The 20974-nt window shown below is 70.7% G+C and carries 19 protein-coding genes and 1 pseudogene; 7 read left to right on the forward strand and 13 right to left on the reverse strand.

The window, feature by feature from the left end:
• Nucleotides 1–41 precede the first annotated feature (41 nt).
• From AB0P24_RS10410 to AB0P24_RS10425, 4 genes are all read right to left on the reverse strand, one after another.
• Nucleotides 42–1583, reverse strand: a complete 1542-nt coding sequence (locus AB0P24_RS10410) for a DEAD/DEAH box helicase (RefSeq protein WP_365792229.1) — start codon at nucleotides 1581–1583, stop codon at nucleotides 42–44.
• Nucleotides 1584–1860: 277 nt separating this feature from the next.
• Nucleotides 1861–2067 (reverse strand): cold-shock protein, encoded by a 207-nt coding sequence (locus tag AB0P24_RS10415; RefSeq protein WP_181807290.1) that lies wholly within the window; start codon nucleotides 2065–2067, stop codon nucleotides 1861–1863.
• 466 nt (nucleotides 2068–2533) lie between these two features.
• Nucleotides 2534–2821, reverse strand: coding sequence for a hypothetical protein (locus AB0P24_RS10420; protein WP_365792231.1), 288 nt, complete (start codon nucleotides 2819–2821; stop codon nucleotides 2534–2536).
• A gap of 84 nt (nucleotides 2822–2905) precedes the next feature.
• Nucleotides 2906–3166 carry a hypothetical protein gene (locus tag AB0P24_RS10425; RefSeq protein ID WP_365792233.1) on the reverse strand — a complete coding sequence of 87 codons (261 nt, stop codon included), beginning with the start codon at nucleotides 3164–3166 and terminating at the stop codon, nucleotides 2906–2908.
• 453 nt (nucleotides 3167–3619) lie between these two features.
• Between AB0P24_RS10425 and AB0P24_RS10430 the strand changes: the two genes are divergently transcribed.
• Complete coding sequence (locus AB0P24_RS10430; protein WP_365792235.1) at nucleotides 3620–4102, forward strand: DUF5994 family protein; 483 nt, start codon at nucleotides 3620–3622, stop codon at nucleotides 4100–4102.
• A 225-nt stretch (nucleotides 4103–4327) separates the two neighbouring features.
• Here AB0P24_RS10430 and AB0P24_RS10435 read toward each other — a convergent pair whose 3' ends face one another.
• Nucleotides 4328–4672 carry a hypothetical protein gene (locus AB0P24_RS10435; protein ID WP_365792237.1) on the reverse strand — a complete coding sequence of 115 codons (345 nt, stop codon included), beginning with the start codon at nucleotides 4670–4672 and terminating at the stop codon, nucleotides 4328–4330.
• 414 nt (nucleotides 4673–5086) lie between these two features.
• Between AB0P24_RS10435 and AB0P24_RS10440 the strand changes: the two genes are divergently transcribed.
• From AB0P24_RS10440 to AB0P24_RS10450, 3 genes are all read left to right on the forward strand, one after another.
• Entirely contained in the window at nucleotides 5087–5488 is a 402-nt protein-coding gene (locus AB0P24_RS10440) for a DUF5994 family protein (RefSeq protein WP_365792239.1), read from the forward strand.
• A gap of 256 nt (nucleotides 5489–5744) precedes the next feature.
• Nucleotides 5745–6395: a hypothetical protein gene (locus tag AB0P24_RS10445; protein WP_365792241.1), complete on the forward strand. Its 651-nt coding sequence runs from the start codon at nucleotides 5745–5747 to the stop codon at nucleotides 6393–6395.
• A gap of 275 nt (nucleotides 6396–6670) precedes the next feature.
• Entirely contained in the window at nucleotides 6671–8179 is a 1509-nt protein-coding gene (locus AB0P24_RS10450) for an FAD-binding oxidoreductase (RefSeq protein ID WP_365792242.1), read from the forward strand.
• Nucleotides 8180–8555: 376 nt separating this feature from the next.
• On the opposite strand, the gene AB0P24_RS10455 is transcribed toward AB0P24_RS10450, so the two are convergent.
• Nucleotides 8556–8900 carry a helix-turn-helix domain-containing protein gene (locus tag AB0P24_RS10455; RefSeq protein ID WP_365792244.1) on the reverse strand — a complete coding sequence of 115 codons (345 nt, stop codon included), beginning with the start codon at nucleotides 8898–8900 and terminating at the stop codon, nucleotides 8556–8558.
• Between the two features lie 699 nt (nucleotides 8901–9599).
• Here AB0P24_RS10455 and AB0P24_RS10460 point away from each other — a divergent pair.
• On the forward strand, nucleotides 9600–9974 hold the full coding sequence (locus AB0P24_RS10460) for a hypothetical protein (RefSeq protein ID WP_365792246.1): 375 nt from the start codon (nucleotides 9600–9602) through the stop codon (nucleotides 9972–9974).
• Nucleotides 9975–10166: 192 nt separating this feature from the next.
• Here AB0P24_RS10460 and AB0P24_RS10465 read toward each other — a convergent pair whose 3' ends face one another.
• The 3 genes from AB0P24_RS10465 to AB0P24_RS10475 form a co-directional block, all read right to left on the reverse strand.
• Entirely contained in the window at nucleotides 10167–11657 is a 1491-nt protein-coding gene (locus AB0P24_RS10465; protein ID WP_365792248.1) for a DEAD/DEAH box helicase, read from the reverse strand.
• Nucleotides 11658–11837: 180 nt separating this feature from the next.
• Entirely contained in the window at nucleotides 11838–12041 is a 204-nt protein-coding gene (locus AB0P24_RS10470; protein ID WP_004986771.1) for a cold-shock protein, read from the reverse strand.
• A 398-nt stretch (nucleotides 12042–12439) separates the two neighbouring features.
• On the reverse strand, nucleotides 12440–13399 hold the full coding sequence (locus AB0P24_RS10475; protein WP_365792250.1) for an NADP-dependent oxidoreductase: 960 nt from the start codon (nucleotides 13397–13399) through the stop codon (nucleotides 12440–12442).
• A gap of 151 nt (nucleotides 13400–13550) precedes the next feature.
• Between AB0P24_RS10475 and AB0P24_RS10480 the strand changes: the two genes are divergently transcribed.
• Nucleotides 13551–14393, forward strand: coding sequence for a helix-turn-helix transcriptional regulator (locus AB0P24_RS10480; protein WP_365792460.1), 843 nt, complete (start codon nucleotides 13551–13553; stop codon nucleotides 14391–14393).
• A 295-nt stretch (nucleotides 14394–14688) separates the two neighbouring features.
• On the opposite strand, the gene AB0P24_RS10485 is transcribed toward AB0P24_RS10480, so the two are convergent.
• Nucleotides 14689–15930 carry a PP2C family protein-serine/threonine phosphatase gene (locus AB0P24_RS10485; RefSeq protein ID WP_365792252.1) on the reverse strand — a complete coding sequence of 414 codons (1242 nt, stop codon included), beginning with the start codon at nucleotides 15928–15930 and terminating at the stop codon, nucleotides 14689–14691.
• 747 nt (nucleotides 15931–16677) lie between these two features.
• On the opposite strand from AB0P24_RS10485, the pseudogene AB0P24_RS10490 reads away from it, so the two are divergent.
• Nucleotides 16678–17118, forward strand: a pseudogene (locus tag AB0P24_RS10490) (PIN domain-containing protein).
• Between the two features lie 406 nt (nucleotides 17119–17524).
• On the opposite strand, the gene AB0P24_RS10495 reads toward AB0P24_RS10490, so the two are convergent.
• From AB0P24_RS10495 to AB0P24_RS10505, 3 genes are all read right to left on the reverse strand, one after another.
• Nucleotides 17525–18829 (reverse strand): HEAT repeat domain-containing protein, encoded by a 1305-nt coding sequence (locus AB0P24_RS10495; protein ID WP_365792254.1) that lies wholly within the window; start codon nucleotides 18827–18829, stop codon nucleotides 17525–17527.
• Between the two features lie 426 nt (nucleotides 18830–19255).
• Nucleotides 19256–19408: a hypothetical protein gene (locus AB0P24_RS10500; RefSeq protein WP_365792256.1), complete on the reverse strand. Its 153-nt coding sequence runs from the start codon at nucleotides 19406–19408 to the stop codon at nucleotides 19256–19258.
• A gap of 157 nt (nucleotides 19409–19565) precedes the next feature.
• A complete protein-coding gene (locus tag AB0P24_RS10505; RefSeq protein ID WP_365792258.1) occupies nucleotides 19566–20624 on the reverse strand; it encodes a hypothetical protein in 1059 nt (352 codons plus the stop codon).
• Nucleotides 20625–20974 lie beyond the last annotated feature (350 nt).

Consider the following 20974-nt stretch of genomic DNA (forward strand, 5'->3'; position numbering starts at 1 on the left):
GCCTGAGTGCTGGGAGCGGCGGCGCGTCGCCCGTGGCCGGGCTACGCGGTGGACCCGGGGGCGGAGCGCCGCGTTCGTGCTGCGGCCCGGCCGTTCCCGCCCTGTCCGGCGGCCCGGCCCCGGCGGTCACGGCCGGCGGACCCCCTGCCCTCGCGGGGCGCGGCGGGCGGCGCGGGAAGGGTGACGGGCACACCGGAGGGCGTGCGTGCGCCGGTGATGGCATGCAGTTCGGGTGCGCCGGGGCGGATCCGTGCGGTACGCGCGGTGACGCCGGCGTCGGCCAGCAGACGGTCCACCGCCCGACGCTGGTGCGGCAGGACGAGGGTGACGACGGTGCCGGACTCGCCGGCACGGGCGGTACGGCCGCCGCGGTGCAGGTAGTCCTTGTGGTCGCCGGGCGGGTCGACGTTCACGACGAGGTCGAGGTGGTCGACGTGAATGCCGCGGGCCGCGACGTTGGTGGCCACCAGGACGGTGACCTGACCGTCCTTGAACCGGGCGAGGGTCCGGGTGCGCTGTGCCTGGGACCTCCCGCCGTGCAGGGCCGAGGCGTGCACGCCGACGGACAGCAGATGCGTGGTCAGCCGGTCCACGGCGTGCTTGGTGTCCAGGAACATGATCACGCGTCCGTCGCGGGCGGCGATCTCGGTCGCGGTGGTGTCCTTGTCGCCGTCCCGCACGTGCAGCAGATGGTGCTCCATCGTGGTGACGCCGCCCGCCGGCGGGTCGACCGAGTGCACCACGGGGTCGTGCAGATAGCGGCGCACCAGGAGGTCGATGTCACCGTCCAGGGTGGCCGAGAACAGCAACCGCTGGCCACCGGAAGGGACTTGGTCGAGCAGCGTGGTCACCTGCGGCAGGAAGCCCATGTCCGCCATCTGGTCGGCCTCGTCCAGGACGGCGACGGCGACCCCGTCCAGCCGGCAGTCACCCCGCTCGACGAGGTCCCTGAGGCGGCCGGGTGTCGCGACGACCACCTCGGCGCCGCCGCGCAGGGCACTCGCCTGACGGCCGATCGACATGCCGCCCACCACGGTGGCGAGCCGCAGCCCCAGGGCACGGGCGTAGGGGGTGAGCGCGTCGGTGACCTGCTGGGCCAGTTCCCGGGTGGGGACGAGCACGAGGGCGAGCGGCTGCCGGGACGCGGCGCGGCGCCCGTCGAGGCGGGCCAGCACCGGCAGGCCGAAGGCGAGGGTCTTGCCCGAGCCGGTACGACCCCGGCCCAGGACGTCCCGGCCCGCGAGCGCGTTCGGCAGCGTGGCCGCCTGGATCGGGAACGGCACGGCCACGCCCTCGGCGCGGAGCGCATCCAGCAGCCGTGCGGGCATGTCCAGTTCGGCGAACGTCTCGGCCGCGGGCAGCGGCTCGGTCAGAGTGATGGGCGTGGCGAACTCCTGCCGGCGTGGGGCGGAGCGCGCGCCCTGGCCGCTTTCGCGCCCGGTCCCCGTCCCCGGACCAGGACCCGGCCGACCCGTCTCCTGCGCTCGGAAGCGGCCGGCGCGAGCGGAGCCTGCCGAGCGCGTGGCACCGCGGTCCGCGCGGTGGTGACCGGAACTGCCGCCGGTGCGACGGGTGCGGTTCATGAAGGAACCTTCCTCGATGCGGCGCATCGAGGAATTCCGTCCGACGGCGGGCAGCCGTACGAGGAATCACAGAATGGGCCGAAGAAAAAGCGGAAATCCGGGCTTCTCGTTGCCGAATCCGGGACTGCGTCGGTCCGGACTCCCCGAAGGTCCCGGAAATCGGGTATCGGAATGTCCGAGCACCCGGGTAACGCAATGGCTGGGGCCCGCACCCCAAGAGCGCGGGCCCCAGCCATGTGCTGCGCGAGCCACTGGCTCGCGACGATGCGCGTCAACCTCAGGCAGCGACGATGTTCTCGGCCTGCGGGCCCTTCTGGCCCTGCGTGACGTCGAAGCTGACCTTCTGGCCTTCCCGAAGCTCGCGGAAGCCGCCGTTGCTGATGATGTTCGAGTAGTGGGCGAACACGTCAGCGCCGCCACCGTCCTGCTCGATGAAGCCGAAGCCCTTTTCCGCGTTGAACCACTTCACGGTGCCAGATGCCATATTGAATCTCCTCGGGGGGCAGTGCCGGACCCCGCACTTTGCGAGGCCGAGTCGCCGCTATGATCACCCCTCCGGAGAAATCCGGAAAGCTATGCAAGGAAAAACCTATGGCAACCAAAACTGCAACCGCTATCACGCTAACACAGTCCGGGAGGAACCGGCCATACATTTTTGCGTCCGCGCGCTGATTCTCATCCCGCCGGATTCGGTATTTCTACTCCGGCGGAACCAGGTATTCGCATCGCCCACGTCCGGCTTCCGACGCGTTTCCCGCTTCAGGCGGAGGGCGTCGTCCGACTGGTCCTCCGGGCGCAGCGTCCGCGTCGTGCCACAGCCCTGCCTCCGGCGGGCACGGAGATGTGGCCCCGCTGCGAAAGATTTCCTTCCGGGCAGACCCGATGTCCCTCCGTCGAACGTCCGGTACCGATTGCTCCTTCTGCCTCGCCTGTTCCTCTCGCCGCTCCTGCTACTCCTGCACCTCTCGCTCTTCCCGTTCCTCCTCCCGTTCCTCCATCAGGCGGATGCCCTCGTGTGTCAGCGAGACGGCGGCCGGCGTCCCGTGCGAGGTCCATTCCACGCTGATCAGGCCCTCGTCGGCCAGGTAGCCGCAGGCGGCGGAGAGGTCCTCGTCGGGCAGGCCCAGCTCGGCGCGGAGCGCCGATCCGCTGACCTCGGTGCGGTTGTGCTCCACAGCCCCGTACAGGGATCGCAGGACCGCCTTCCGGTTGTTCTTGCGTTCGCGGAGTTTCGTCATGTCTGTCGTTCTCCGAGGTGTTGACGGCCGCGTGGGGACGGCCGGGACGACGGGCCCTCCTGGCCGCACGGCCCCAGCCCCGGATCACACCTCATCGGCGTGGGCCGACGCCTGCCCCGTCGACTCGCTGGCCGTGAGCCACGACCGTGCGGGTTCCGCGGTGTGGGCGGTGTCGAGGGTGAGATGGAGCCGGGTGCCCCCGCCCTCTCCGGCGGGATAGCTGCGCTGCTCGGTCGAGGCGAAGCAGTGGCGGAGGACCTCGGCCACCCGCCGGGCGGCCTCCGGCGTCGCCGCGACGATGCGTACCTCGGCTTGGCTCTCGGAGGGCGAGGGGGCGTCATCCATACGGATCTCCTGGCGGGCGACGGGGCAGACGCGGAGGCATCGCCGCCCTGTGCACCGGGAGGCGGTGCGCGGGCGGCTGCGGCGGGTCGCCACGCGGGCCCGTCCGGGTCACCCGGCGACCCCCTTTTCTGAAGGGTATGCCGGGGACGACCGCCCGTGCGTGCCACGGTCACGCAGTGGTCCGGACAGTGGGCCGGACAGTGGTTCGGCCCGTGACAGGCTGCCCGCCCCCGGTAACCGCACGGAGCCGGGCCGGTCGGGCACTCGCAGGCCCTGACCAGGGACGTTCCAGCGTGTGCGGTTGTGCCGTGCGAGCCGGGCGGTGGCGGGTCACGTGGGGAGTAGGCTGAAATCACCGAGGGTTCTGCGTGCGCCGGTGGCCGTGCCGGCGCCGTTCTCGGTGAACGACAATGCCAGGCCGGTGAGACCGCGCCTGGAGGCAGGTTCACTGTCATGGAACCGACTGCCGATCATTGCGCGACCACGGCGACGCACCCCTCGCCCCCACCGCAGGTCCGGCTTTCGCTGGCGCCTTACGAAGCCGTTCCGGGCGGACTCGACGGCGCCTGGTGGCCGTACTCCTACGACCTCGTCGGTGAACTGCCTCTTCTGGTGGAGGCGATGGACGGGGCAGGCGGCTTCACCAGGGTCACTCTGGGGATCGAGCTGTGGCCTGACGTCCCGCACCAGGTCGTCGTGGGCAGGAACTTCGTGACCGTGGGGTGGTTCGTGTCCGGTCACGAGCAGAACGAGATCTTGCTCTGCTCCTATCGCAAGGGGTTTCGCACCTTGCTCGTCATTCCTCCCGCAACGGAGGCCGACACCGCCGCCTGGCTGATGAACACACCCGCTCCGGTCGACGGCAGCAACAACGCCACCGAACTGCTGGCGATCGCGAGGACACGGTTCCCAGCGCCGGAGGCCGGTGCCGGCTGAGCCCGTTCAGCCGACTTCGGTTCGGTTCCGCCTGGGCCTTGGTACGAGCGAGGCGAACGGACCCGGTGCCGGGCCGGAGAGCCGCGCGGTGCCGGGCCGGAGAGCCGCGCGGTACCGGGCCGGAGAGCCGCGCGGTACCGGGGCAGCGCCTCCGGCCGCAGCCTCGTCTCTCGCCGTCGCCGGGAAAGACGCGGTGCGGGCCCCCGTTTCCCGGGGGCCCGCCTCCTACGCGCGCAGCAGCCGCTGGGTGAGCTCCCGGTACTGCCGCAACGCCCCCCGCAGTTCGGCGGAGTCCGTCTCGGGGTCCCGGTCCTGCCAGCCGGCCCGGAGCACCCGCCGCATCTCCGAAAGGGCGTTCGCCAGCTGGGCGGCGGCTTCGTCGAAGGCGCCCTCGGCCTCCTCCAGCGCCTCGCGCGGGGTGTCCGCGAAGGTGTTGACGGCGTGTCCGAGGCGGCGCACGATCTCGTCCCGTGCTTCCGGGGGGAGCAGCGGCTCCGGGCCCGCGGTACGGCGTCCGTCCGGGCCCGGGGTCCGGTCCGGGGGCTGCTGGGCGCGTGTCTGGTCGTACATCGTCGTGTGTACCGCTTCCGTTTGCGATGGGGGGCACCGCCTGAAGGCGCCCTTCGCCTTCTCGACGGCCTGCTTCAGGCTTCCGGAGACCCGGTCGACCCTGCCCTTCCCGGCCCTCAGCCGTCCCGCCAGTCAACGTCCGGCGACGATACGTGTCAACGCGATGCCGGCCCGAGTACATCCGGCCGAGGGCCGCTGATCAGCGGAAGCCGGGCCTCCCCCGGCCCGGGGAGTACGGTGGGCGGAACGAGGGTGCGTCGTGCCCGTCCGACAGGTCGTCACCAGCACACCACCCGTTCCCAGGAGCAGTCCGTGACCCCGGCCGCACCAGCGCCCGGCGCTGCCGGGCAGGGGCGCCGCGCGTCGCGCCTGACGGCAACCCCGCATCCATCCACCGAAGTTGGCAGCAGCCTCATGAGCACCGCACTGCAATCACCGCTTCCCTCCCACCCCGTCCTGCGCCTGCGCCTGGCGCCCCGCAGCGACCTGCCCCGGTCCATCGACGGGGCATGGTGGCCGCGCTCCTACGACCTCCTCGTGGAACTCCCGCGGCTGCTGGCCGGGTTGCCGCGCGAGTGGGGCCATATCACCAGTGCCACCGTCAACGGGGCGTGGTCCGCGGGGCCCGGCCGGATACTCGTCTCCAACCAGGTCGTACGACTGCGCAGAGCCCTGGCGGCGAACGCCCCGCCCACCGTCGTCCTGCTCGCCCCCGGCCAAGGGCGTTGGGACCTTGTGGTCGTGCCTCCGGACACCACCGAGGACGCTGCCGAACCGCTCATGGCGGCCGCGGCCGGCGCCCAAGGGGAAGGCTGACCCGGGCGCCGTCACCTCCCTGCCGGCCTTCCCGCCCTGGTCACCCCGCACACCCGCCCTGTTCTCAGCGACCGCCGGGCCGCCGTGGCGTGCCCGGCCGGGAGTACCGTGGAGAGACCGAGGACATGCCGCGCACCGCCTCCGACACCGGTGCCGTTCTCGGGGATCGACGACGCCGGGTCGGCCTTCGCCCGCGCCCGGGGCAGGGTTGCTCATGCCCGCGCACGTGTTCCTCCCGACGACCTTGGCCCTCCCCGTGCTCCGACCCGCACGGGGCAGGCCGCGCACCCGCCTGCCGGACTCGGCGAACGCGGAGCGCCGCTCCTCGCCCGAGGTGGCCGAACGCGTCCGTCCGCTGAGCCGTGGTCAGGTCGCGGACCGTCTTCAGGAGTTGGGTGACCTGTACGCGGAGACCTCCGGTGGCGACGCGTGGGCGTGGAACCAGGCGCGTGCCACCTTCCTGCTCCACCTCGCGGCCGACGCACGACGACCGGGGTTCTCGCTGCTGATCGGGGAGACCACCGCCCTGGCCGGGTACGCCTACGGCTTCCCCACGGCCGGCGCGGGTCCGTGGGAGACGGGGTTCGGCGGACACGCCGGGGAGAGTCTGCTTCGCCGTGCCGCCTCCGGCGGGCTCTTCGTCGTCTCCGGAATCGTGGTGCCGCCACGCGTGCGCCGTGAGTACAAGGACCAGGTCTGGAACCTCGCCCGGCGCCTGCAGCGGCGGCTGCTCGCCGACCACGGCGCCGCGCTCGGCGTCACGCTGGTGGACGCCCGGGACCGCAGGACGGTCGAAACGATGCAATCCTGGGGCTGGCGGTACGCGGGAGACGACACCCTCCCGGCCGTGCGGCTGACCGTGCCGCCCGGCCCGTTCCGCATCCTGGTACTGGCTCCGGGGACGTGAGCGGCCGCCTCCTCATGGATCGCACCGGGCCCGGACGCCGCTCGGCAGCACCGACGACCTCGCGCTGACCGGGGCCCGAGTCCGGCTGGTCGCACAGCGTGTCCAGCGGTTCATGGGCGCAGCAGCGTGGACCCCACAGTGTCAGGTGCCTCGGTCGTGGTTGCGAGCGTGTCGAAACGGTGCACCGTGATCACCCTCTTGCTAACGTCCGCTTCGCGCAAATAGTCCACAACGGGCAGATTTCGCCCCAGCTGATGATCGAGAGGAGACGGGCCATGAACGACTTTTCCCGTCGCGGAGTGCTCAAGGCGACGGCGGTCGCCGGTGCCGGCGCTGTCGTCGTGCCGGGCGTCGCGGCTGCCGAAGCCCCCGGTACGAGTGCCGCGACCCAGACCGCCGTGAGCGGGGCGGGCGGGGCGAAGTGCCCGCCGGCGCATCTGACCGGCCGCATCGTCCGCCCCGAGGACCCCGGTTACACGGACGCGCGCCTCGGCTGGGACCAGCTCTTCTCTCACTATCCGCTGGTCATCGTCTTCGCCCAGAACACCCAGGACGTGGTCAACGCCCTGACGTGGGCGCGGCAGAACGACGTCGCGCTGCGGATCCGGAGCGGCCGCCACAGCCTTGAGGGCTGGTCGAACGTCGACAGCGGCCTCGTGATCGACATCAGCGAGCTGAAGTCGGTCCACATCGACAGCGCCGCTCGTGTCGCGACGGTCGGCGCCGGACTCAACCAGCTGGAAGCGGTGACCACGCTCGCGAAGCAGAACTTCGCGGTGACGACCGGCACCGAAGGCAGCGTGGGCCTGGCCGGGGCGACGCTCGGCGGCGGCTTGGGCTTCTTCACCCGCTGGCTCGGCATGGCCTGCGACAGCCTGATCGGCGCCGAGGTCGTGATCGCGGAAGGCGCCGAGTGCGCCAAGGTGATCAAGACCGATCTGAACCACCACTCGGACCTGCTCTGGGCGCTGCGCGGAGCGGGAAACGGCAACTTCGGGATCGTCACCTCCCTCACCTACAAGGTGGCACCGCTCAAGAGCGTCACGTATTTGCAGGCCACGTGGGACGGAATCGGCGACCTGCGCAGGGTCTTCGACGCCTGGCAGCGCACCGCGCCGTACACCGACGACCGTCTCGGCACCCAGCTCGAAGTGCACCCGAACCAGATCCTGCTGTTCGCGGTCCTCGCGGAAGGAACACCTGAGGAGGCGAAGAAGCTGCTGGCCCCGATCCTGTCGGTCGACAGCCCGCAGGTGTCGGTGCAGGTAGGAAACTGGGGCGAGGTGTACTCGGGATTCCAGATCCCGACAGACAAGGAACCCGCGAACTGGAAGTTCTACTCGCAGTTCACCAGGAAACCGTTCCCGAGCAAGGCGATCGACGTGATCTCCTCGTTCATGCGGAACGCGCCCACGGAGGACAGCAACTTCTTCACCCAGGCGTTCGGGGGGGCGGTCAGGAGGAGCCCCCGCGGCGGCACGGCGTTCCCGCACCGCGACGCGATCTTCTACTCCGAGCCCGGCGTCGGCTGGGGAACCCGTTCCGACCAGCCGGGCGTCTGCGACCCGCTGACCCCGCGGGCCCAGGCCTGGATCGCCGAATTCAGCCAGGCACTGCGCCCCTACGTGGACGGCGCCTACGTCAACGTGCCGAACATCGGCATGCAGGACTGGGAGACCGCGTACTGGGGATCCAACTTCGCCCGACTGCGAAGGATCAAGGAGGCGTACGACCCGCACAACGTCTTCCAGTACGACCAGAGCATCCCGCCCGCGACCTGCTGACCGAGCAGGTCCGCAGGCGCAGCTCCCGATCACAGCCAACCCCCGGGTCGATGACCTGGGGGTTCGTAGTGGAATCCGCTCCGGAACTGATCATTGATCTGGGCGTCGGCCGCACGCTGCGATCGCAGCGCGGCGGTGGAGCTCGCCGTACCGAACCGCGGCGTCGGTGCACAGCCCTTCCGGGCCCGCCCGTGAGGCCGCCCTGGTGGTGGGGTCTGGATGCGCCGGGCGGGCGGGAACCGGCCCAGCGGCCCAGCTCCATACCGTCGCTCCCGCGACAGCCGACGCTGTGTCCACCCGACCGCGGGACTTCCGACCCGACCCGTACGCTCGTTCGGCCACCACAAAGCGCTCCGGGTGGCCCGCGCGCACGCGATCAGCTGGAACCGGGGCTGCCGGCCGCCTCACCCGCGGCACGACGGTACTCGGCGTTGATGCGCTGAGCTTCCTCGAGCTGGTCCTCGAGGATGACGATGCGGCAGGCGGCCTCGATCGGGGTGCCCCTGTCGACGAGCTCGCGGGCGCGAGCGGCGATCCGCAGTTGGTAGCGGGAGTAGCGGCGATGCCCTCCCTCCGAACGGAGCGGAGTGATCAGACGAGCCTCGCCGATGGCTCGAAGGAAGCCCGGGGTGGTGCCGAGCATCTCGGCTGCCCGGCCCATCGTGTAGGCGGGGTAGTCGTCGTCGTCCAGAAAATCACTAAGAGGGTTGTCCGCTGTCATGTCACCTCGCTGTGCAACGCGTCGAGGGGCCTTGGTGCCGTACGGCACCAAGGCCCCGAAGGAAATTCAACACCATCTGTCGGCCCTACTGCTGTGCCGACCTTCTGTTTCCGCTACCCGGCCCGCCAGGGGGCGGGGTGCGGGGGGATCGCAGCTGCTTGACCGGGGACCACCATCCATTCCGGGGCCTTGCGGTACCCGGGCCGAGTGCTTGTCGGACCGGGCGATCCTGATGGCGTCTGCTCCTCCGTTCCTCTCTGAACAAACCACTGGATGAATCGGCACTGCGGTACTGCTGCGGCAGCTCCTTGATGTGCGAGCCGCCCAGTGCGGCTCCCAGCGCCGTCACCGTTCTGGGAACACCTTGGCTTCGAGGCTCGAGAGCCGCACTGACCTGCGAACTTCGTGTACAGCTACCCGCCAGTTCGTTTCTGCCGGGTCTCGTTCGACCGTGTTCTACGTAAAGAAGCATAACCACGACGGGAGGGAATGTCTACCCTGGCAAGGATAGATTTCACCCCCATGGCAGAAGAGGAATCCTGCCACCTGCGATGATGGCCGCCCCGAGGCCGTCGCGCGCGGCGCCACGGCGGACGGACCCCTCGCCGCTCGGCCAGGAGTCGCCTCCCGCCGTCCGCGAAGCTGCTTCACCCGCCGCGGGGCGGCTCCGACGCAGGCACCTGAATAGGATCTGCTCTCATGTCGAACCCTGATGAACTGCTTGTCGCCCTCTCCGCCGCGGTGGAGTCCGAGCGAAGCAATCAGATGTCGCTGACCGTGGTCGTCGGCGGCGCCGTCATCACCGGCCGGCTGGCGCCCGAGGCCGTGTGGAGGGAGCGGGTGGCCGAGGTCCTGAAGGAGTCGGACCGCCTCGGCCCGTTCTCCGACGTCTTCGCCGGCGGCCCGCGAGGGGACCGGACCGGCCACGGCGGAGATCCCACGCATCTGCATTTCCATCTCGCCCGGATCCTGCAAGGCAGCCTCGGCATCCCGGAGACGGGCGGCATGTACCGAGTCGCGATCAAGGACGTCAGCGCATGGACCGTGGGTGATTTCAGCTACTTCGACCAGTGAGGCGCTGTCCCCGCCCCGCTGCTCGGCCGAGAGTGTCCGAGCGGACGAGGACACAGCGGTGGGGGCTCTGTCGACGCGGGTCGACAGAGCCCCCACCGGGATCCTGAGGGCGGTTGCCCGCCCGTCCTCACCCGTCCACAGGGCAGGTGCCGTCGAGCAGTGCCGACGGGGGGCGGAGCGGAAGGGCCTCGCCTAGGCCGCCGAGTCCACGGCGGTGCGGCGCTGTGCCCTGCGGCGCACCGCAGCGCCGGCGGGCCGGCCCTGGCCGGTGCGGCCCTGACGGCCACGGGACGGGGAGGACGTGCGGCGGGGACGCTCCACGGCCGGAGCGGTGATGACGACCGGGACACCGGACGGCGCCTGGGCGCCGGTGATGCGGCTCAGCTCCGCCTCACCCGAGCGCACCGGGGTGATGCGCGGGGTGATGCCGGCCGAGGCCATCAGCCGGCTCATGCCGCGGCGCTGGCCGGGTGTCACCAGGGTGACGACGCTGCCGGACTCCCCCGCACGGGCCGTACGACCGCCACGGTGCAGGTAGTCCTTGTGGTCGCCGGGCGGATCCACGTTGACGACCAGGTCGAGGTTGTCGACATGGATGCCGCGGGCCGCGACGTTGGTGGCGACCAGGACCGTGACGTGACCGTCCTTGAACTGGGCGAGGGTCCGGGTGCGCTGCGGCTGGGACCGGCCCCCGTGCAGGGCGGCGGCGCGGACGCCGCTGCTGAGGAGGTGCTCGGTCAGCCGGTCCACGGCGTGCTTGGTGTCCAGGAACATGATGACCCGGCCGTCCCGCGCCGCGATCTCGGTGGTCGTCCGGTGCTTGTCCGCGTCGTGCACGTGGAGTACGTGGTGCTCCATCGTGGTGACGGCACCGGCCGACGGGTCGACGGAGTGGACCACCGGGTCGGTCAGGTAGCGGCGGACCAGCAGGTCGACGTTACGGTCCAGGGTCGCCGAGAAGAGCATCCGCTGGCCCTCCGGCCGCACCTGGTCGAGCAGGGCGGTGACCTGGGGCAGGAAGCCCATGTCGGTCATCTGGTCGGCCTCGTCCAGGACAGTGACGGCGACGTCCCGCAGCCGGCAGTCGCCCCGGTCGATCAGATCCTTGAGCCGCCCCGGTGTCGCGACGACGACCTCGGCCCCGGCCCGCAGCGCGCTCGCCTGCCTGCCGATCGACATGCCGCCCACCACGGTGGCCAGCCTCAGCCGGACGGCGCGGGCATACGGGGTGAGCGCGTCGGTGACCTGCTGGGCGAGTTCACGGGTGGGTACCAGGATCAGGGCCAGCGGCTCCCGGGGCTCGGCGCGCCGGCCTGCCGTGCGGGCCATCACCGCGAGGCCGAAGGCGAGCGTCTTGCCCGACCCGGTACGGCCACGACCGAGCACGTCACGGCCGGCCAGGGAGTTCGGCAGGGTCGCCGCCTGGATGGGGAACGGCACGGTCACGCCCTCATGGCCGAGCGCGGCCAGCAACGGCGTCGGCATGGCGAGATCGGCGAACGTCTCGACCGCGGGCAACGCCGGGGTGATGGTCTTCGGCGGTGCGAACTCACCTTGTGCGGCCCGCCGGTTTCCGATGCCCTTGGAGCGGCCCTGCACACCGGAGCGGCCGACGCCAGCGCCTGCTCCGGAGCGGTCGTATGAGCGAGTTTCGCGTGTGCGAGTTGTACGTGCACGGTTCATGTGGAACCTTCCTCGACATGGGCGCGTATCAAGGAATTTCCGCAGTGAAGACGAACGGCGCAGAGAATCGCGAGAACGAGCCGAAAAACCAGGGTTGAATCGCCCTGAAAATAAAGCGAGCTGGGGCCCGCACCCCAAGGTGCGGGCCCCAGCTGCGAAGTACGTGTCAGTGTCGACGCATCAGGCGGGAACGATGTTCTCGGCCGTCGGGCCCTTCTGGCCCTGCGCGATGTCGAACGACACCTTCTGGCCTTCCAGCAGCTCACGGAAGCCCTGGGCGGCGATGTTGGAGTAGTGGGCGAAGACGTCGGCGCCGCCGCCGTCCTGCTCGATGAAGCCGAAGCCCTTTTCCGCGTTGAACCACTTCACGGTGCCAGTAGCCATTTTGTTTCTCCTTCGGAGACGGTGTCAGGAATACGCTCTGTGCGCTTTCCGTGTCGCCGTGATGATCAGCCGCCGGAAAAACCTTTCTGGCAACCACACCTGCAACTGATACTGACAGTAGCACGTCGTGGGCGACCCCACGCGGTGAGCAATTCTCGGCCGTCTCCCGCCTCAGGAATATTTCTCGTGCGCCGTGTCGATTTCTCACTTCCCGACCACAGGAATTGCTCTCCCGGGCCGCACTGTTGCCGCCGGGTCCGTCCGGTCGCAGCGCTGTGACCTCCTTCGACGTGAAACCGACCGGCGACTGCTGTCACGGACGGCGACCCGGATCGTGAGCGGCGACGCCCACGACCGTGGCATCGACCTGCGCGCCACACCCCGCTGACCGGGCTCCGTCAGACGGAACCGCGCGGCACCGTCACCACGTGCTTGCCCACGACGCCGCCGCGCTCGAACGCCCGGTGCGCCGCGGCGATGTCCGCGAGCGGGTACACCCTGTCGATCACCGGGCGCAGCGCCCCTGACGTGACGAGGCCGGCCACCTCGCGCAGCACGGGGGTCTCGGGGTTGGCGCTGAAGGTGCGGATGCGGCGGGAACCGTGCACGCTCGACGCGGCGATCGCGGCCAGGGCCGACGGGGACAGTCCCACGGTGACCATCCGGCCGCCCCTGTCCAGCCGGCCTCGGTAGCAGTGCAGTTCCGAGCCGACGGTGTCGACGATGACGTCGAACGGCCCGATCCGGTCCGAGGTGGTGGAGCCGTAGTCCAGGACCTCGTCGGCGCCCAGGCCGGTGAGGAGCTCGGCGTGGCGGTCGCGGGCCAGCGCGGTCACATGGCCGCCCATGGCGTGCGCCAGTTGCACGGCGGCCGTGCCGACGCCTCCGGCCGCGCCCCGGACCAGAACCCGTTCCCCGCTCGCCAGGCGCACACTGTCGCGCAGCGCGATCAGCGCCGTGGCACCCGCCACCACCAGGGCGGCCGCCTCGACCGACGAGAGGTCGGCCGGGGCGTGCGCGATACGGTCCGCGGACACCACGACGTACTCGGCCGCCCCCGCGATCGTGTGCCGCTGCCGGGGATGCACCATGCCCCACACCCGGTCCCCGGCCCGGTAGCCCGCGACACCGGCGCCGGTCGCGGCGACGGTGCCCGCGAAGTCCAGCCCCACACCGATCGGGAACCGGCGCCCGGACACCATCTTCAACCCCCCTGCCCGGACGATCACATCGTGCCCGTTCACGCTGGACGCCTCGACCGACACCAGTACCTCACCCGCGCCGGGAGCGGGACGCTCCACGTCATTGATCCGCAGTACGTCCGCCGTACCGAAACTCATGACCTGAACGGCCTTCATGTCGCTGTCCCTCCGTGACCGGCTGTGGTGTGTCCGATGCTGGACCCCGCGCGCCGCATCGCGGTCGTTCTCCTTTTCCTGGGTCTGGCAGACCCACCCTCGCGGGCCGTGCCGACGGCATACTGGCGCCGTGACCGGCTCCTCCCCCGCCATGAGCGACGATCCCCGACGCGAACTCGCCGAGTTCCTGCGCACCCGCCGAACCCGGCTGCGACCACAGGACGTCGGCTTGGAGCCCGGCCCGCGTCGGCGCGTCGCCGGGCTGCGGCGGGAGGAAGTGGCGCTGCTGGCCGGGGTGAGCCCGGACTATTACCAGCGCATGGAGCAGGGACGCGACGTCCGCCCCTCCGAACAGGTCCTGGACGCCCTCGCGCGCGCCCTCGGCTTCTCCGCCGAGGAGACCCGTCACCTGCACAGCCTCGCCGCCGCCGCACGCATCCCGGCCCGCCTGCCGCGTTCGTACGAGCCGGAGGAGGTACCCGACACCACGCTACGACTGCTGCGTGCCATGACCTCGCCCGCTCTGGTCGTCGGCCGTTTCCTGGACGTGCTGGCCTGGAACCCGCTCGGCGGCGCCCTGCTGGGGGAGTTCACCCGGCAGCCGCAGCGGGAGCGGAACCTGCTGGCGCTGTTCCTGCACCCCGGAGCCGACCGGGCGTGCCCGAACCGGGCGGCCACCGTCGCGGAGCTGATCGGGATGCTGCGCACGCAGGTCGCCGCCGATCCGGGCCATCCGCGTGCGGTCGAGCTGGTGGGTGAACTCGCGTTCCGCAGCGACGAGTTCGCGGCACTGTGGGCCCTCCACGACGTGGCGGAACCGACCCGCGGCCACATGCGCCTCAACCACCCCCAGGTCGGCGAACTGAACCTGGACTGGGACGCCTACCCGATACCGGGCAACCCCGGCCCCGCGCTCATGGTCTGCACCGCGGCCGAAGGCAGCCTCGACGCCGAGCGTCTCCACCTGCTCGCCGGTCTGCCGGGCGCCCTTTGACCCACCACGGAATCCAGTCCTGCGGGCCGCTTCGAGCTTGGAGCGGCGGGCCTCAGCCCGCCCGGTCGAGGGCGGTCGAGGGCGGTCGAGGCGGTCGAGACGGTCGAGACGGTCGGCGGCGAGAACGGCTGGTGCTCCTCGCCGCTGACCTGGTCCCTACGAGGGGGTCTGGACACGGAACGAGTGGCTCGGATCCTCGTCGTCGACACCGGCATCCGCCGTGCCGGCTCCGTCGCACCCAACCGGGCGGCGTTCCTCGTCCCTCGCCGACGGCCCGGCCGACCTCGACGCGGACTCAGTCGAGGGCGGTGAGATGGTCGGCGTCGCCGCCTCGCCACTCGATGAGGAAGATGGTCGCGTCGTCGGTCGTGGTGCCGCCGCGTTCCTGTTTCAGAGCATGGGAGAGGGCCCGCACCACCGCCCGTACCTCGGTGCGGTCGCGGAGGATCCGGTTGGTCCACTGGACGAGCTGCTCCTCACCGAACTGCTCCCCGCCGGCCAGGTGCTCCTCGATCAGGCCGTCGGTGAAGCACAGCAGCCGGTCCCCGGGACGCAGCATCCGCTCGCTGACCACCGGCTCCTCACCACCGAAGCCGACCGGCAACGTGGTGGGACTCTCCAGCCGGTCCACCACGGCGCGGCCACGGATCAGGAACGGAGCCGGGTGGCCGGCGTTGACCCAGCGCAGCCGGCCCGTGGCGATGTTCAGAACCATCATCTGCGCGGTGACGAAGTGGTCTTGGCCGAACTGCTCGTTGATGGCCCTGTCCATGAACGCGTACACCCGGGACAGATCCGTCTCGGCCCGTCGCGTGTGGCGATAGGCGCCGATGGCCACCGTCGCCATGGTCGCGGCATCCAGTCCGTGGCCCATCGCGTCGATCATGGCCACGTGAAGGATGTCGCCGTTGAGGGCGTAGTCGAAGCTGTCGCCGGCCACGTCGTAGGCGGGCTCCAGGATTCCGGCCACCTCGACCTGGGGCACGGTCATCGACAGCGGGGGCAGCAACGACCACTGGATCTCCGCGGCCACACTCATCGGGGCGCTGCGGCGGGCCTGGAAGAACAGGTCGGTGTAGGCGTCCTTGGTGACGATCATGTCCGCGACCAGACCCGCGAGTCTGCGGAGCAGTCGCCGGTCGTCGTCATCGACCCTGTCCATGGTGACGGCCATCGCCCCGATCTGGTCGCTGCCGTCCAGCAGCGGCAGGTACATCCGCACACTGCCGTCCTGTGGTACCTCGACCGTTCTGCGGCTCAGGAACGCCTCACCGGCGGGAGAGTCCTCGACCGACTCGGGGCCCCCGACCCTCAGCCTCCGGCCCGGCAGCGGCACCAGCAGCACCTGTTCGTAGTCCTGCAGGAGAATGGAGACCTCCCGCCCCCCGACCCTGGCCACCTCTTCCGCGACGAGTGGGGCGATCAACTCCGGCGGCATCTCGTGGGCCCGGTCCAGCAGCACACCCAGCAGTCGTTCGCCGAACCCCTCCGACCGGTCCACCCCGATCCCGCCCGGCCTGTTCCCACCGTCCGTCATCGCTGCCTGCTTCCCTTCATCCCGGGGCGCGAGCTACCTGGGGAACTCATGGGGCGGCCGTGTCCACGCGGTGTCCGCCAGGCGGCCGGGTGCCCCGGCCTCCTCGAACCGCGGCCGGTGCGGGGCGGTGACGGCCGGAACGGCGCCGGCGCCTTCAGCACCCGACCGCGTATCCCGACTCATGGTGCCCCGACGCAACGCGCACCCCGCCCCTCTCGGATCCATCCGGCAGCCGTCAGCGATCGGCGTGGCACGACGCTGCCGACCGGTCCAGGCTTGCATCGCCGACCGGTCCGACGAGCCGATTACGCCATGGGCGGCATGTCGGCCCCACATGCCGGCCGCCACAAGACGCCGGGGCCGACGGGGCCGACGGGGCCATGGACGCGCTGGCCGGTGAACAGGGCCGACCGGTGAACGGGCCAGGCCGGTGAACGGGCCAGGCCCGGAGTACCGGTCTGACCGAACCGGACCGACGGTGTCCATGGCCTGCTGGTCGCGGTCTCGGTGTCCACGGGGATCGCTTCCACCGCCGCACCGCTACCCGCGCCCCTGCCCTGCCCTGCCCTGCTTCCGATGACGCGTCGGCCGATCTCCAACGACCCCGGCGTATACACACCGGGGTCGCCCTTCCAGGCCGGTCGCACGTGAGAGTGTGCCGACCCGCTTTCACGCTATACCTGATGCCCATTTCGGGCATCAGGGGTTTCAGCGACGCGAGACCGACCCGGATTCCGGAACCGCCGCGTGATCATTGACATCGCGGACACGTCCGGCCTCCTGGCGGCCCTGGACTCGGTTCACCAGGACCACGTGGCGGCCAACGAGGCGATCATGGCGGCCGGCCTGCTGGTCATGTCCCCACTCCTGCTGGCCGAGCGGGATCATGTCGCCGCGCGTGATCTCGACAGGGAGGCCCACCTCAGTGCAGTGGACGACCTGCGGCGCTGGATCGGCCGGGGCGGGTAGTCCTGCCGGAGATCACGGAGGACCACCTGGGCGCGGCCCAGTCCCTCCGCGGCCGCTACCGGGGCATTGAATCTCGACCTTGCCGACGCGGTGAACGTGGCACTTGCCGCCGACTACGACACGGACGCGCTCCTCACCCTCGACCGACGCGACTTCCGGGCCGTACGCCCGCTGGGCCGCCACAAGACATTCCGGGTGCTCCCCGACTTCCCGCTGTGAGGCAGGGTCCCCGCGGTCACATGCCTGCTCCCGCGAGAAAATGAGCGAACCCCAGGCCACTGACCTGGGGGTTTCCCTCTGGAGCGGGTGACGAGAATCGAACTCGCGCTCTCAGCTTGGGAAGCGACGGCGCTTGCGGAGCCGGATGGCCTCTGACCTGGGCATACGTGCTCTGGTGTGACGCCCTGGAGTACAGGATCGCACCGTTGTTGACCGTGGTTTACCGGTCTTATGGGCACGCTATGGGCACGCCGTCGGTTCCGAGACGTCGAGAGCCCTTCGAGGTGGTCGGCGGGCGGACGAGCACGGGAAGCGGGCGCCGGCCGGAAGGACGCCGTTGCGGGAGCACATCGAGGGCAGGGATTGTCGAGCACGGAGCATCGGCGCCGATCCTTGCCGCCGTGACTCAGATGCGGTAGGCGCCCGCCGGTACGCCGTGGGCGACACCGTACGGAGTCAGGGCGATGACGCCGGTGCCGCGTGACGGTGTGTCGGCAGTGACGTCGAGTGGGCTTACGGCGCCCAGGGAGCGGGCGATGTCCGGGGCGAGGTCGTGAGCGGTCCACCGCCACTCGTCCTCGTCGTCCTCACTCTCCTGCGCAGGGTCCCAGTCGGGGTGCAGACCCAGTTCCGTGCGGCGTGCTCGTTCGTACGGCAGCGGCTCGCCGAGCGTCAGCAACTCGTCCTCCGCCTCGCCGGTTTCGCCGTAACGCCGGATCACCGTGCCGTGCTCGGCAACAAGCCAGGCGGAGCCGTCGCCCTGGCCGCCGTAGTAGTACGCCTGGGCCCGGCCGTAACGGGCACTGAGTTCGGTGCACAGACGCAGCACGTCCTCACGGCGCTCCTGACCGTGCGGGTCGCACCAGGCGCCGAGGACGAGGGTCCAGCCATCGAGTTCCGGGGTGACGAAGACCCGTTCGTAGCCGGTGTGTTCGTCCATGTCGCAGCCGTGGCCGTCTGCGTCAACGATGTCGTTGCCGAGCGCGAAGGTCACGGGCCGTGCGGCGGTCAGGCCGAGGACGCGCATGATCCCGGCCTGGTCTCCGCTGGGGACGGCCATCCAGTAGTTCCAGCAGGCCCACAGCGGTTCGGGGCGATCGTCTCGGAGCTTGATGCGGATGAGTCGCTCGATCGCGGCCATGTCGGCGCGCGACAGCGCCGGTTCGCCACCGAGTTCGGCGAGTACGGTCAACGCCCGCGCCCGCTGCCGGCCCGGCCCCCGCTCCCGGACGTGCCGGAGCAGCGGAAGCACGTGCTCGCCTGTTCGGATCAGAGTGTCCTGGGCCTGCCGCGCGACCTGTTGGTCCGGGTCGCCGAGCAGCGGCAGCAGGACGGCGGCCGACTGGCCGGCCTCGCCGCAGTGCTCGATCCCACGGACGGCCTGACGGCGCACGAGCGGCGCGGGGTGGGCGAGGGCTGCGGTGTAACGGTCGAGAACGGCCACGCCGAGCTGGGAGAACGCGAAGCCGACTCGCTTGCGGGACTCCTCGGTGGACGCGGAGACGAGCCCCTGGAGCAGACCGTCGAACCCTGCCTCCCCGATCCGCCCGAGTACGGCGGTGATCGGCCGCCAGTCCACCGGGGACTCCGCGTCCATCACCTCCCGCACCAACTGCTCCACCCCGTCGGCGCCGAACGTGACCAACGCGTCTGCTGCTGCCTCGTACCGGTCTGACCTGCCGAGGTCCCGTATCAGGTCGGCATTCACCACGTGCCCCTCCAGCAAGGTCGACCCGGCTTCAGAGCGTCATGATTCCGCAGGGGTCTGACATTGGTTGAGCGGTCCCGCTACTCGTACGTGCCCCGGGCAGGCCGTTCGTCCAGGAATGCCGCTCCGTGATGCGGTCGTGGTGTGCCACCTACCGGACTGGACAACGAACAAGGCCCAGGTCTCGGACCTGGGCCTCAATTCTGGAGCGGGTGACGAGAATCGAACTCGCGCTCTCAGCTTGGGAAGCGACGGCGCTTGACTGGCCCCTTTGGTTCTGACCTGCGGAGATGCCCTGTGCCAAAGTGGCTGTTCCGGTCGGATCGCACTCCTGTTGACCGTGGTTGGCCGCCCTTACGGGCACGCTAAGGGCACGGAGGCGCGCAACGCATCTGTGGTGTCGCTTCCCTGTGCTGGAGGCCAGGACTCCTATGCCGGTTGAAGCGCGCCGTCGCGAGTGCACAGGGATGCCGTTTCCTCGTCGGTGTCGGTGGCGGTGACGTCCTTGCTGCTGCCCCAGACGCCGCCGGCCGTCAGCGGGCCGGTGGCGGTGGCGCCTCGTACGAGCACGCGTCTGCCCATGCGGGACCTCTCCGGGCGCGCTGGGTGAAGGCTTGGAGAGGCGCGTGCGGGCAGCGTCGCGTGGCGGGTCATGGACCCGCCGCTCGGATGATGTTCCAGGCAAGCCCCCAGGCAAGAGGCCGCACCCTAGCGGCCTTTACGCTGGGGGGCTTCTGCCTCAGCCGTAGTAGCCCTCCAGATCGGCGACGACATCGACCGAGCCGAGCGCGTTGTGGATGCGGATGGAGCCGTCGGTCCCGACCGGGACCACGGCGAGGACCGGGCGGGTCTGGCCCGCGGTGAGGTTGTCGTTCGACGCGGTCGGCAGGGTGCCGTCGCCGTAGGCGGTCAGGTGGGTGGCGGCGGTCGGGGCGACGCCCGTGAGGTTGACCAGTACGGCGGTGGCTCCCGCCGGGACCTTGGTGAGCTTCACGGTGAGGGTGCCGTTCGCACCCAGCGGCTTTGCGGACGCGCCCAGGCCCGTGCGGGTGTCGAGGAAACGGGTGGGCGCGGTCGCCACGAACGGCCCGCCGTGGGGGGCGACCGGGTCGTCGGCCCCGCCCGCCAGTTCGTTGGTGTACAGCCCCTGGAGGTCGGCGATCAGCTGGACGTGCCCGGCGCTGTTGTAGATGTGGACCTTGCCGGCGCTCACACAGGGGACGGTCAGGTTGGAGGCGGTCTGTCCGGCCCGGTAGTTGAGGCTGGATGTGGACGGAGTGGTGGGACCGCCGCAGTCCACGGTGATGTAGCCGCTGCTGGTGCCTCCTGTGACGGTGACGTTGAGGACGGCGCCGACGGTCGCCACGCCCCGGGCGTACTTCGGCAAGGTGAAGGTCGTGGTGGTGCGCGGCCCGACCGCGCCCTTGGCCGCCCCGGTGCCGTTGCGGGTGTCCAGCACCCGGGTCGGGGTCACCATGGCCAGGCCGGTCATGGACTCGTCGTCGGTGCTGGGCTTGGTGGTGGTGTAGTAGCCCTCCACGTCCGCGATGAGGTTCACCTTGCCGTGCGCGTTGTAGAGGTCGACGTAGCCGTCGGCGCCCACCCGGACGGTGACCAGGCTCGGATTGACCTGCCCGGCACGGAAGTTGAGGTTCGAGGCGCTCGGGCGGGCGGCGTCGTCCGGGTAGACCGACACGTAACTGGACGCCGTGGCACCCATGTCGGTGACGTTCAGGGTCACCGCCGTCACCCCGGACGCCGGGACGCCGCCCACGCCGAGGATCTTCAGCCGGACCACACCGCCCGCGCCGACGGCCCGCTTGGGCGCGCCCGTCCCGTACCGGGTGTCCAGCAGCCGTACGGGACCGTGGGCGACGAAGGCCGCGCCGACCGTGATCGGATCGGTCGCGGTGGCGGTGCGCCCGTCGGAGTCGGTGACCGTCTGCGTGAAGAGATCGGGCCGCCGTGCCTCCCCTCAGACGCCGGTTCCTCGCTGTCCCGGCAGCCGCCCTCACAGCGCTCGCCGTGCACCAGGCCGGCACCGCTGTCGCGGCCGTCGCCGCGTCCGCGGACGACCTCCGTGCCCGGCGCGGGCGACATCTCCGGTTCCGGCCAGGCAGTCGTCTGGCGGCAGAAGACCTCCGCCGA

The organism is Streptomyces sp. NPDC086519 (assembly GCF_040686075.1).
Classification (GTDB): Bacteria; Actinomycetota; Actinomycetes; order Streptomycetales; family Streptomycetaceae; genus Streptomyces; species Streptomyces shenzhenensis.

Bases quoted from the DNA above. Each gene is read 5' to 3' on its own strand.
- AB0P24_RS10420 (WP_365792231.1), bottom strand. From the start codon at position 2,821: ATGACGAAACTCCGCGAACGCAAGAACAACCGGAAGGCGGTCCTGCGA.
- AB0P24_RS10500 (WP_365792256.1), bottom strand. From the start codon at position 19,408: ATGGGCAGACGCGTGCTCGTACGAGGCGCCACCGCCACCGGCCCGCTG.
- AB0P24_RS10450 (WP_365792242.1), top strand. From the start codon at position 6,671: ATGAACGACTTTTCCCGTCGCGGAGTGCTCAAGGCGACGGCGGTCGCC.
- AB0P24_RS10410 (WP_365792229.1), bottom strand. From the start codon at position 1,583: ATGAACCGCACCCGTCGCACCGGCGGCAGTTCCGGTCACCACCGCGCG.
- AB0P24_RS10455 (WP_365792244.1), bottom strand. From the start codon at position 8,900: ATGACAGCGGACAACCCTCTTAGTGATTTTCTGGACGACGACGACTAC.
- AB0P24_RS10425 (WP_365792233.1), bottom strand. From the start codon at position 3,166: ATGGATGACGCCCCCTCGCCCTCCGAGAGCCAAGCCGAGGTACGCATC.
- AB0P24_RS10415 (WP_181807290.1), bottom strand. From the start codon at position 2,067: ATGGCATCTGGCACCGTGAAGTGGTTCAACGCGGAAAAGGGCTTCGGC.
- AB0P24_RS10475 (WP_365792250.1), bottom strand. From the start codon at position 13,399: ATGAAGGCCGTTCAGGTCATGAGTTTCGGTACGGCGGACGTACTGCGG.
- AB0P24_RS10440 (WP_365792239.1), top strand. From the start codon at position 5,087: ATGAGCACCGCACTGCAATCACCGCTTCCCTCCCACCCCGTCCTGCGC.
- AB0P24_RS10430 (WP_365792235.1), top strand. From the start codon at position 3,620: ATGGAACCGACTGCCGATCATTGCGCGACCACGGCGACGCACCCCTCG.
- AB0P24_RS10435 (WP_365792237.1), bottom strand. From the start codon at position 4,672: ATGTACGACCAGACACGCGCCCAGCAGCCCCCGGACCGGACCCCGGGC.
- AB0P24_RS10470 (WP_004986771.1), bottom strand. From the start codon at position 12,041: ATGGCTACTGGCACCGTGAAGTGGTTCAACGCGGAAAAGGGCTTCGGC.
- AB0P24_RS10465 (WP_365792248.1), bottom strand. From the start codon at position 11,657: ATGAACCGTGCACGTACAACTCGCACACGCGAAACTCGCTCATACGAC.
- AB0P24_RS10485 (WP_365792252.1), bottom strand. From the start codon at position 15,930: ATGACGGACGGTGGGAACAGGCCGGGCGGGATCGGGGTGGACCGGTCG.
- AB0P24_RS10480 (WP_365792460.1), top strand. From the start codon at position 13,551: ATGAGCGACGATCCCCGACGCGAACTCGCCGAGTTCCTGCGCACCCGC.
- AB0P24_RS10460 (WP_365792246.1), top strand. From the start codon at position 9,600: ATGTCGAACCCTGATGAACTGCTTGTCGCCCTCTCCGCCGCGGTGGAG.